Source organism: Peribacillus sp. TE19612 (assembly GCF_056279465.1).
The window spans coordinates 23,295-34,132 of record NZ_JBWCCL010000024.1 but is presented as its reverse complement, the minus strand read 5'-3'; the positions used below and the strand labels follow the sequence as shown (position 1 = coordinate 34,132).

General features: G+C 38.2%; 8 protein-coding genes and 1 pseudogene. 8 read left to right on the top strand and 1 reads right to left on the bottom strand.

The features are described from left to right. Window positions 1-144 precede the first annotated feature (144 nt). Window positions 145-1,485 carry a branched-chain amino acid transport system II carrier protein gene (gene brnQ / locus ACZ9AO_RS25110; protein WP_323598534.1) on the bottom strand — a complete coding sequence of 447 codons (1,341 nt, stop codon included), beginning with the start codon at window positions 1,483-1,485 and terminating at the stop codon, window positions 145-147. A gap of 326 nt (window positions 1,486-1,811) precedes the next feature. Between brnQ and ACZ9AO_RS25105 the strand changes: the two genes are divergently transcribed. The 8 genes and pseudogenes from ACZ9AO_RS25105 (at window position 1,812) to ACZ9AO_RS25070 (ending at window position 10,816) form a co-directional block, all read left to right on the top strand. Then, entirely contained in the window at window positions 1,812-2,288 is a 477-nt protein-coding gene (locus ACZ9AO_RS25105) for a hypothetical protein (RefSeq protein WP_251543871.1), read from the top strand. Window positions 2,289-2,337: 49 nt separating this feature from the next. Continuing rightward, a complete protein-coding gene (locus ACZ9AO_RS25100) occupies window positions 2,338-2,559 on the top strand; it encodes a hypothetical protein (protein WP_251543874.1) in 222 nt (73 codons plus the stop codon). 327 nt (window positions 2,560-2,886) lie between these two features. Continuing rightward, a pseudogene (locus ACZ9AO_RS25095) lies at window positions 2,887-3,788 on the top strand (alpha/beta hydrolase). A 146-nt stretch (window positions 3,789-3,934) separates the two neighbouring features. Continuing rightward, the gene (locus ACZ9AO_RS25090) at window positions 3,935-4,480 is read left to right on the top strand and encodes a TetR/AcrR family transcriptional regulator (RefSeq protein WP_476111059.1); all 546 of its coding nucleotides are present in this window, start codon (window positions 3,935-3,937) and stop codon (window positions 4,478-4,480) included. Window positions 4,481-4,836: 356 nt separating this feature from the next. Further along, complete coding sequence (locus ACZ9AO_RS25085; protein ID WP_476111057.1) at window positions 4,837-5,937, top strand: GerAB/ArcD/ProY family transporter; 1,101 nt, start codon at window positions 4,837-4,839, stop codon at window positions 5,935-5,937. Window positions 5,938-6,766: 829 nt separating this feature from the next. Further along, window positions 6,767-7,705: an agmatinase gene (gene speB, locus ACZ9AO_RS25080; protein ID WP_476111055.1), complete on the top strand. Its 939-nt coding sequence runs from the start codon at window positions 6,767-6,769 to the stop codon at window positions 7,703-7,705. Window positions 7,706-7,761: 56 nt separating this feature from the next. Next, entirely contained in the window at window positions 7,762-9,129 is a 1,368-nt protein-coding gene (locus ACZ9AO_RS25075; RefSeq protein ID WP_476111053.1) for an APC family permease, read from the top strand. A gap of 43 nt (window positions 9,130-9,172) precedes the next feature. Beyond that, window positions 9,173-10,816, top strand: a complete 1,644-nt coding sequence (locus tag ACZ9AO_RS25070; RefSeq protein WP_476111051.1) for an amidohydrolase — start codon at window positions 9,173-9,175, stop codon at window positions 10,814-10,816. Window positions 10,817-10,838: the final 22 nt, after the last annotated feature.

Here is a 10,838-nt window from a genome sequence, read left to right as displayed (position 1 = left end):
TAAAATTAAAAGACCTGAGTCCGATAGAATACCGAACTCAGGTCTTAGAAGCTGCTTAAATTATATGTCTAACTTTATTGGGTCAGATCAACTCGCTAATCTTCGAGTTCGTCTACAGTTTATATGTCTTGACTTTTATATCATTTAATCTATTTGGTGATTATGACCGAATTTCGACTTTAAGACGCTGCTTGCATACCCAATGAATCCTCCAACAATGGCAGGGACGATCCACCCAAGCCCAGCTTCATACATAGGAAGTATTGCAGTGAAGAAATCATTGATGAATGTAATGTGTACACCTGCTCCATTTAATCCATCAAATAGACTGACGATGAATGTTAAAAGTAAGCTGCCTTGATAAACCTCAGGTCTTCCCTTAAATAAGGAATGAAGAAATGTTAGGAAGATCAAAACAATGGCTAATGGATAAATGGCTGTCATAACCGGTACTGAAATGGCAATTAACTCGGTTAGTCCAATATTGGCAATGATTGCACTGAATATGGATAAACTTATGGCAATCGTTTTGTAAGGCAGACTTGGAAATAGTTTATGGAAGTACGTCGAGCAAGAGGTAATGAGTCCTACGCTCGTCGTTATACAAGCTACTGTGATCATTAATCCCAATAATAGCCCGCCATATGATCCAAAGTAGTAATCCGAGACTTTCGCCAAGATAATGCCTCCATTATCCAAGCGTCCAAGTTCCCCAACGCTTGAAGCACCCATATAAGAGAGAGCTGTATAAATGGTAGCAAGGATAACGGCCGCAATGGCAGTCGCTTTTCCACAAACGATCATGATTTGTTTTTTTGTTTTGGCACCTTTTTCTTTGATGGCATTAATGATGATGATGCCAAAAACAAAAGATGCAAGAGTATCCATGGTTAAATATCCTTCTCTGAACCCATTGAAAAATGGTTGAACCATATAGTGCTCGGCAGGTGCTTCAAAATCTCCAATTGGATTAACGAAAGCGACTACCACCAGGATTCCAATGAACGTCAACTTGATGGGTGTCAAAACTTTCCCCACAATTTCGACAATTTTCGCGGGATTGAGCGAAAGAAGGCATGAAACTGTAAAAAAGATGATGGTGAAAATAAGTAAAGGCAATGGACCTGGATCTTCAGGCAAAAAAGGTTTTACACCGATCTCAAAAGAAACGTTTCCTGTTCTAGGCATTGCGAATAATGGACCAATGGCTAAATAAAGAATGGTTGTGAATACAATACCAAAGACTGGATGGACACGGCTCGCTAATGATTGTAAGTCATCTTTTCCAGAAAAACCGAGTGCCAGCACACCAAGTAACGGTAATCCTACTCCTGTGACCAAAAACCCTGCATTAGCCGACCAGATATTCATACCTGCCGATTGACCAAGCATTGGCGGGAAAATTAAATTCCCTGCACCGAAGAAAAGGGCAAATAACATGAAACCAATCACTACTATAAATGAAGATGGAACCTTATTAGACAAAATAAACCCTCCGAAAAAACCAAAATTTGCTATTTTAGAAAATTATTAAATTTTCTAAAAATTATATACACAGTAATACTAAGACCGTATCGTATTATAACTAAATTAAATTGATATTTCAATATATTTTTTGTTTTTTATTATTTACCTTGATATCAGTGGTCCGCCCTAACCTTATTTTGAACATCTAAGAGCTGCTCATACTAATGAAATTCATTTTGAACAAATGAAATTTAAACGGAAATGAGGGTGCAAAAATTAATAATTTTCTTAGCTTTTTGTTGTTTATCGCAGTGTTTTCATGTATAGGTGCATGTAACAAGGAAGTGGTCAAAGAAAAAGGTGAAATTACAGAGAGGAGCCTTGTTAAAGAGGGAAATGTGGTCAAATTGGGAGAGGCAGAAAAGTTATTTAAAGGCTATTATACTGCACGATATACCATTAATGATCCAGCCAATCCTCCAACCTTTGATGAAATTGCAGGTAATATTAAAGGATATTTATCAGAAGATGAATATAATGCCCAAATTCTTAACCGTTTTTATTCAATGCCTGCACTGGTAGCCAAAGAAATCAATAAAAGCATTGAAGTGCAAAGTGTGAAGCTTGAAGAACAAAGCATAAATGAAGATGGCACAGTAGATTACACATACACAACTGTATTTAAGATTTATGACGAGAATTCATCCAAGATTTATGAGAAAGAAGGAGAGCTCACGATAACCATCATAGATAATGAATTAAAAGTCACCCGTGATTGGAGCAGAGGGATAAAAATTGACGGTTTAGATGGCGGACTTTAATTGAATTTTGCTGTCTATTTGGCAGGGAACAGTGAAGGAGGTGTTTAGAATGGTTGAAAAAATACTGGGATTGTTCTTTGAAAAAAGGAAACAAAACAAAAAGGATGTTTTATTACTAATTTTCATATTCATGCTTCCTATAATTAATTTGGTTAAGTATATCTCGGATATGGACTTATCTTGGTTATCTGGCATTGTATCAATTGCAATCATTATTCTTGCGGCATCTATATATTTTGAAGGAAAAAGAAACAGGGAAAATAATAATTAAACTTCGGTTTTTGTGGAGCGGGTTTCTGAAAACAACTGGAACATTTTCTAAAGAAAAAAGCTGAAAGCAAACTCGATTTCTGAATTTGTATACAATCTGAGACCTGAATAAGGTCTTTTTTTTATTTCATTTTATAAAATGTCAGAATAATGGATGAAGGTATATTACACAATTTCACTCAAATTGTGCACTAACGCACGAATCGTATTCAATTGGTCATTGAAGATATCCTGCTCCCGTTTATAATGTTGCACAGATGCTCCTTATTGCACATGCGTGCAGTTTATTCTTGGGACATCGAATTCTTTATAAAAAAGGGGAAAAAACATGAAAAAATCAGTAAAGTTTAAAAATGGATATTTAAAGATGGCAGGTAACCTTTATTTGCCAGAGGGATTTGACGAAAGCAAAAAATATTCCGGGATTGTTGTTATACATCCCGGTGGTGGAGTAAAAGAACAGACTGCAGGGACATATGCACAAAAGCTTTCTGACAATGGTATTGTTGCGTTAGCATTTGACGCATCTCATCAGGGAGAGAGCGACGGAGAACCACGTTTGCTTGAAGATCCGAATGCCAGAGTAGAAGACGTGCGTTGTGCGGTGGATTATTTGACGACTCTTCCGTATATTGACCAAGAAAAGATTGGGGCACTTGGTATTTGTGCAGGTGGCGGTTATGCAGTAGCTGCAGCTTCAACTGAACGCCGCATCAAGGCAGTAGCGACTGTAAGTGCGGTGGACATCGGTGCTATGTTCCGAGGAGAAGGCAGCATTGAAACACAATTACAAACACTTGAGGCGGTTGCTAAGCAGCGTACTGCAGAAGCAAATGGAACAGATGCGCATTTCCTTACTTATGCGCCTGATACGCTTGAAGAAATTGATGAAAATACACCTGTGCTTATGCGTGAAGCTTTTGACTACTATAGAACGCCTAGAGCACAGCACCCTAATTCTCCAAATCGATTCCTATTTACAAGCGTTGACAAGCTCATGGCATTCTCGGCATCAAGCCAAATTAGCACCTATCTGACTCAACCTATGTTATTGATTGTAGGAACCGAGGCTGACACACGCGGTTACAGCAAACAATTCCATGAATCTTCGAATGGACCAAAGGAGTGTTCTGGGTTGAAGGTGCAACGCATATTGCTATGTATGATATCCCAGAATATGTAGATCAAGCTGTAACTAAGTTAACAGAGTTCTTTGGCAAGAATCTTTAAGAAATAAGAAAGTAGCATCCAACACGTGTTTTAAAAAAAACAGAAGCTTGGTATCATTAAGAATAAAGCCGTTTTCCCAGTACTTTTAGGAGAACGGCTGTACCTTATAGCACAAGGTTTTTCAAGAAAGTTTGGTGACTCTCACAATGTCTAACGTGGATAGAAGAATACTCAAATCTCAAGAAGCAATAAAAAAAGCTTTTATTGAGCTGATGTCTGAAAAGAATTTTGATCAGATTACGATACAGGATATTGCCGACAAAGCGAATGTTGGCCGAAGAACCATTTACTCTCATTACTTGGATAAACTTGATCTGCTCGATAAGCTCATTGAAGAACATATTAACGAACTAAGAAAACTTTGTGAATCCTCAACAGAATTGAGTTTTACAGATGCTCTTCTCATTTGGTTTGAATACTTTGAAAGTCATTATTCCTTCTTTTCAACCATGTTGGCAGACAAAGGGGCACCTTTTTTTCGCAGTAGCTTTCTTGAGCTTGTCGTTGAAGAAGTAAAGAATGAAGTAGATGTAAACGAAGGGAAAAATCAAGGATTGAGTAAGGAAGTTATCGTTCAATTTTTTGGAGTAGCTATTGTAGGGATAGTAGAATCGTATTTCATGAATGGAATACCTGATCCACCCCAAGTCTTGGCAGAACAATTGGGGATTTTGTTAGAGAGGAATTTATAATAATAGGCGTTTCTGCAGAACCGGGACGCCTTTTTTCTCATTCTGAACAAGTACTTAAACTAATAAGTACTTTATTTCAATAAAGGAGCTATAGGGGCAGCTATATTCCCGGAATAAGGCGGAATTCTTAAAAAGTAAATCGAAGCTCTAAAGTTTTTCCTATCAAGGGGAGTCAGGATTAATAAAACAAATTATTTCTGATTTTCCAAATTGGCGAGTGCGGCTTGCAGTGGCAAAAAAATAACTTGTACTCAGCAGGGTTTGTATATTCTTCTTCTGTCAATAATGGTTATGGAATCAGAATTTCTGCCTTTTGTTTATAACTTACCGTTTTGTCGTGAAAGGAACTTATGAAAATGCTCGAGAAGGGTAAAATCGGAAGCCGTCAACTGATGATATTAGTGATTCTATATACGCTTGGAGATTCTATTTTAGTCATTCCCTCCATTGTCGCTTCCGAAGCTGAACAAGATGCTTGGATTTCGGGCATGATAAGCGTGGCAATAGCACCGTTATTGATTGTTTTGATATATGAGGCCTTAAGGAAATGCTATCCTGATTTAACATTAGTGGAATACAGCCAAAAAATCCTGGGGAAGTGGCTGGGAATGGCTATTTCTCTTCTTTTTATAAGCTACTTTTTTATAACCACAGCGACTTATTTGAATGAAATTGGGGATTTTATGATAAGTCATATTATGCCTGATACTCCAATTCAAGTGATCATGATTCTTTTTATGAGTGTCGTCCTCATGGCCGCGCGTCTTGGTTTGGAACCTTTGGCCCGAAGCGCGGAAATATTTTTCCCCTATGTTTTATTACTTATATCAACCTTGATAATTCTTCTGCTTACTGAGATTAAATTTCAAAACCTGCAACCCGTATGGGAGGGGGGAATGAAACAGGTTATACGGGGTTCTATACCATTTATTGTTTTTCCGTTTATTGAACCGGTTGCGATTCTAATGATCCTCCCGTTCGTAAGTCAAAAAGACAGAATAAGAAAAAGCCTTTTTGTCGGTCAATTGTTGGCTGGAAGTGTTTTGATCATTATAACCATGTTAGCCATTCTTGTACTTGGTTCCGAATCAACGATAAGACAAAATTATCCAATCTATATGTTGGCAAAGAAAATAAAAATCGCTGATTTCTTGACGCGGCTGGAAGCAATAATAGCCATAATATGGTTCATCACAATTTTTATTAGATTTAGTTTGTTTTTTTATGTGACCGTTTTAGGTACGGCCCAAACGTTAAAATTGCAAGATTATCGTCCTCTGGTTTTTCCGTTTGGTATCCTATTGATCGCCTTTACTCTGATGATGACACCGAATATTGTCCATTATAACAAATTCATTGCAGAAATCTGGCCGTTTTATGCCATGACATTCGGGTTTCTGCTGCCATTGATATTACTAATAATCGCCAAAGTTCAGAAAAATGATCAACGTAACTAAGGCGGGTCTATCTGTTAAGAAACTAGTATAAAATTCTATTAGAAGCTCAGGTGTCATTTTTTACTTTGTCTCAGTTTATAGAACTCCTCGACCGTCGATTTCCACTACAGGCACTCGCTTTCCGCGGGCGGTCGGGAAGCCTCCTCGGCGCCTTGCGCCTGTGATGTCTCCCCTCGACGCGCTTTTCCCGCAGGAGTCTCGCACCTTTCGTTCCAATCAACTAGGTGATCCTTCATGGTTTTTTACAGTAATCCATAAAGGATGTAAGAAATTTGCGACACTCCTGCCGAGTAACTGGCTAGCTGAGACCCCGGAGACGTTTACGTCGAGGAGGCTTGGCAGACAGTCGGCGGAAAGGGAGCGGGTTTCTGGAATCAACTGAAATGTAATTTAAGAAAAAACCGTATGCCGGCTCATCAGAACCAAGTTTAAGACTAGATGATCTTTCATGGTTTTTTACAGTAATCCTTAATGGATGGAAGAAATTTGCGGCACTCCTGCCGAAATACTGGCTAGTCGAGACCCCACAGACGCTTGCGTCGAGGAGGCTTGGCAGACAGTCAGCGGAAGGGGAGCGGATTTCCGGAATCACCTGGAACGTTTTTTTAGTATTATGAAATAGACAATTCGACTATAAAAAATAGTTTGACTTTTTTTACAACTATGTTTATATTTGGTTTAATACTAACTACCGTTAGTTAATATAGTGCGGAAAAGTAGGTGTTAGACATAAAAAGTAATCCACTGAATCATAGTTTGTAAGCGATTACACCTTGTGTTTGTAAATTCATATGAAAAGACTTTTATTTAAAACCAGGAGATGATACTTATGAAATATCCACTTACACCCGATGTTAAGCCAGAGTTTTGTACAACAGGAAGTTTTATGCGTTTACCTTCTCAAAAGCATGATGCAAAGCTGGCAATTGTAGGTATGCCTTTTGATACAGCAGCTTCTTTTCGGGTAGGAGCCAGGTTTGCTCCTCAAGCCATTCGCCAATCATCCATGACCCTGTTTCCCTATCATCCGATTCATAATGTATATCCTTTTGAACAAATGAACGCCATTGATATTGGCGATATCCCTGTTATTCCCCATAATATTCATCGAAGCTATGAGCTAATGAAGGAATCCATTCATGAATTGATGTCCAAAGGTGTCATACCGATTGGATTAGGGGGAGACCATTCTGTTACTTTAGCTAGTTTACGAGCTGCGGCAAAGGTATATGGGCCTGTAGCCATGATTCACTTTGATTCCCATACAGATACCTGGGATACATATTATGAGGAAAAATATTGGCATGGATCTCCTTTCATTCGTGCCCACGAAGAAGGTTTACTGCAGGCAGATAAAGTGTTTCAAATAGGAATCCGCGGCACGCTAAACCACTCTGGAGATTTACAGGCAAGCCTTGATTTAGGCTATCGCATGATTACAACTGGTGAACTTTCCAATCGTGGATTTGAAGATGTTTTGAAAGAGATTAGAAAAACGATTGGTAACACCCCTTGTTTCTTGACATTTGATATAGATTTCGTTGATCCTTCTTTTGCCCCAGGAACAGGTACTCCTGAAATAGGTGGTTTTAGCAGCTATGATACATTAAAAATGATACGTTCCCTAACTGAATTTAACTTTATAGGATATGACGTGGTTGAAGTGCTGCCTTCATATGATCCAAGTCAAATCACTTCACTTTTAGCGGCAACACTTGTACATGAATTTGCCAGCCTGGCAGCATTAGGTGCGAAAGAAGATAATTAAAATCACTTTAACTTAAAAACAGCCCATTTATTTAATAAAGGAGGCAGCTCTTTGCGATGAAAGGATTACCCGAGCTTAAGCGTTCACTGAATACAAGATATGTAATTGTATTTGGACTTTCCTTTATGGCGCCTGTGACAGTCTTTAGCACATATGGCATCGCTATTGACCGTACCCATGGAATGATTCCGACAGCATACATAATCGCGTTAATTGTCATGCTATTCACTTCGTATAGTTACGCAAAAATGGTTCAGGTATATCCCACTACCGGTTCAGCTTATACCTTTGTGCAGAAAGGAATTAACTCACACCTTGGTTTTCTGGTAGGATGGGTGATTTTATTGGATTATCTTTTCAGTCCTATGATCAGCGCTTTACTTTTTGGGATTATGGTGAATGCTTACTTCCCTGGTATTCCTATCGTTGCCGTTATCATTTCCTTTATCATTGCTGTGACAGTGATTAATATTTTTGGGATTAAGGTCGCTGCAAATGTGAATACCTTTTTGGTGATATTTCAATTTCTTTTTATCATGATCTTCAGCCTGCTTTGCATAAATGGACTTTTAGCAGGAAAAGGGACCGGAGAGTTGTTTTCTAAGGATCCTTTTTTTAGTCCAGACGTGAATATTAATAATCTGCTTTCGATTGTACCTTTATTATGTTTTAGTTTTCTTGGGTTTGATGCGGTTACTACACTTGCAGAAGAAACCAAAAATCCGAAAAAAACACTTCCTAAAGCTATTTATGCTACGACATTGATTGGAGGGTTATTATTTGTTGCAGCTACCTATTTTGCTCAATCGATTTTCCCGAATTTCAATGCTTTTAAGAACCCTGATACAGCTATAGTCGATATCATGATTTATACCGGGGGTAATTTTCTGAATAGTTTGTTCATTTCTGTCGTAGTGACATCCGCCACTGCTTCTGCGATAGCTTCAGGAGGCAGCGGAGCCCGGATTTTGTATGCAATGGGGAGAGATAATGTTCTGCCTAAGCGGATTTTTGGATATGTTTCTCCAAAATTTCAAACGCCCATATTCAATATCTTGATCATTGCTTGTATTGCAATGAGCGCCGTATTTTTGGATATCGCAACGGCTACTTCTTTCATTAATTTTGGAGCACTGTTTGCTTTTACCTTCGTTAATCTTGCTGTGTTTTTCCATTATTTTGTGAGACAGAAGCAGAGAGCTCCTAAAAGTATCATTTTATATGTTCTTCTTCCCTTAATAGGCACCGGCATAACTATATGGTTTATGACAAAGTTGGATATCCATTCATTAGCATTAGGAATCACTTGGATGACAGTAGGGTTCATTTACTTATTGTACTTAACAAAAATGTTTAAGGAACGTCCTCCTGAAATGAATTTTGCAGAGCAAAAAGAAGAATTCGATGTAAAACTAGTGCAATGATCAGTTACTGTTTTATTATTTTGAATGAAAAGAGGTAAACTCCATGACTATTAAAAAAGCGGATATTGTACTTTCCAGCGATGCTATTTTCACAGGGCTTACACATGAGCCAATGTCTGGGGCAATAGCTATCTTAGGTGACAAAATTCTGAGTGTAGGATCAAAAGCAGAGATTGAACCTTTTATAGGAAGTGGGACAAAAGTATTTAACTATGGAAATCAATTGATTATGCCTGGATTTCATGATTTTCATCTCCACATTATGTTTAGTGCACTAAGTTTAACTAGTATTAATTTATTTGAAGCCAGGTCAGCTCAAGAAGTGGCTGCAAAAGTACTGGAATTTTCTAAAGAATGTCCTGGGGAAGAATGGATTATCGGCATGCAATGGGACGCAGGTTATTGGCATGATAAACAAGAGCCCCATTATAAAATTCTTGACGCTGTCATTCCAGATCGTCCTGTCGTTCTTTTTCATGCTGAAGGTCATTATACATGGGTAAACAGTAAGGCCATGGAATTAGCAGGAGTTACTGAGGAAATACGTGATCCGGATTTTGGTCGCTATGAAAGAGATAAGAATGGTTTACTTACTGGGATTTTATATGAAGATGCCCAGCAAATCGTTTTAAAAGAGGCATTACGGTTAACACAAAATAAAAAAGAAACGATATTAAAAGAGTTTTTACGATTGTTATCGCAATATGGAATTACTTCTGTAAACGATTTGTTTGCGCCAATAGATGACTTCCTTCAAGACTATGATCTTTTTGAGAAATTGGATAAGCAAGGAGAATTATCGACTAGATTTCATATCACTCCTGAATTGGATGGCAATTTGGACAAAGCCCAAATACTGAGAAATAAATATGAATCAAAGAAACTACAATTCTCAGGATTAAAACAATTCGTTGATGGAACAGTCACGGGTCATACCGCTTACTTCCTGAAACCTTACTCCGATCAAGTGGATATTTGCGGTCATCCAGCTCTAGATCCAGAAGTATTGATTGATCGAGTTGTTAAAGCGGATGAACTTGGATTTAGAATCAGGTTTCACGCTATTGGAGATGCGGCAATTCGTTTAGCTTTAGACGCTTTTGAAGAAGCTTTACGCAAGAATGGAAAAAGAGACTCAAGGCATACAATCGAGCATATTGAAGTAATCGATTCGGATGACATTGAACGTTTTTCAAAACTGGGGGTCATTGCCTCGATGCAACCTGATCACATGGCTGCTTCATCAAGAGAGGTATATTCTTCAATAATAGGTCCTGAAAGGGAAAAAAATGTGTTCTTGACGAAGTCGCTATTAAATACAGGTGCATCTTTAGCTTTAGGAACAGACTTTCCGGTTTCCATCTCATTAAATCCAATGCGCCAAATATATACTGCGATTACTAGAGTGGATAGTAGTGGAGATTCACAAAACACATGGCACCCTGAACAAAAGCTCACTTTGGCAGAGGCATTGCAAGCATATACATATGGCTCAGCCTATGGATGTTTCAGGGAGCACGAGCTAGGTACAATAGAAGAGGGGAAACTTGCTGACCTTGTGGTTTTAGACAGAAATCTATTTGATATTCCAGAAAGTGAAGTGCTCAAAACTAAAGTGGAACTTACAATAAACGATGGGAAAGTTGTGTATAAAAGCGAAAAAACTTCTTTATCAAGCATATTCTAATTCTTATCTTTTAGAGAAAGAA